At 57.5% G+C, this 936-nt stretch carries 1 protein-coding gene; it reads right to left on the bottom strand.

What is annotated here, in order from left to right:
• Positions 1-292: 292 nt before the first annotated feature.
• Positions 293-781: an STY4534 family ICE replication protein gene (locus HMPREF2924_RS26690; RefSeq protein ID WP_003448595.1), complete on the bottom strand. Its 489-nt coding sequence runs from the start codon at positions 779-781 to the stop codon at positions 293-295.
• Positions 782-936: the final 155 nt, after the last annotated feature.

Below are 936 nucleotides of genomic sequence, written 5' to 3'. Positions count from 1 at the left end.
GCCAAGGCAGATACCTGGGCATTGTTGCTGGCTAGGAACAGCCAGGCGAAGTTGCAGAACTGACTGCTGAGCAGCAGCTCGTCCTCGACGTCGCTGAGGCTAACCTCCTCTACTTCCGGCAGGGCGGGCAGATCTACGATTTGGATATTGCTCATGATGATCTCCAGATAATGGAGAACACCACGCCCTGGGGGAGATGGTGCCCCCCGGGTGGGTATGCGATGAAGAGTGGCGCATAGCGTAGGTAGTGAAAGGCCCTCGGGATGAGGGCCGGTATTCGATCAAGCCGTGCTCAAGCAGCGGCTTGTTCAGCGTGCTCAGCGGGGGCTGCGGGTTCACCTTGCGGTTCGCCTTGGCCTTGCTGGGCTTTCTCAGCTTCTTCCTTCGCATCGTAGACGGTGGTGCCATCCACTTTGATCCAGGAGATGAAGAGCAGCCGGCCTTTGAGGCTTGCGCCGGACTGGCCTTTTTTCTCGCCTTTCTCGTAGGTGAAGGGATCCGCCCAGATGTCGCCGATACGGAAAGAAATCAGCACCTTCTTCTCGGCCTCGACTGCTTCCTTGCAACGGCGGACAAGCTTTTCAGCCTGGGCGCCGACCACTTTGCAGTCGATGTAGGAGTATTCCACGCTGTCTGCCGCGCCATGGAGGGCAGCAACAGTAGCGGCGAGGAACGGTTCACCTCGGCGGATCGGTACTTCGCGGATGCGATTGAGGTAGCCGATACCGGTGGTGTGCAGGTCGAAATATTTGGCTTCTTGGGCTTGGGTGTTGTTGCTCATGATGGTTCTCCAGTTTCGTAAGCGAAAGCGGAGAAACACCTTGCCCGTCAGGGAAAAGTATTCCCCGCATGGGTCGGTATTGGGAGGTAAATCTGAGGGAGAGGGCTTCCATCAACCTGTGGTTGATTGATCGCGCTACCGGAAGCTGGTGCGAT

This window comes from Pseudomonas sp. HMSC063H08, assembly GCF_001813645.1.
In the GTDB taxonomy this organism is placed as follows: domain Bacteria; phylum Pseudomonadota; class Gammaproteobacteria; order Pseudomonadales; family Pseudomonadaceae; genus Pseudomonas; species Pseudomonas aeruginosa.
Note: the sequence above shows the minus strand (reverse complement) of the source record. Positions and strands in the feature narration are given on the sequence as shown.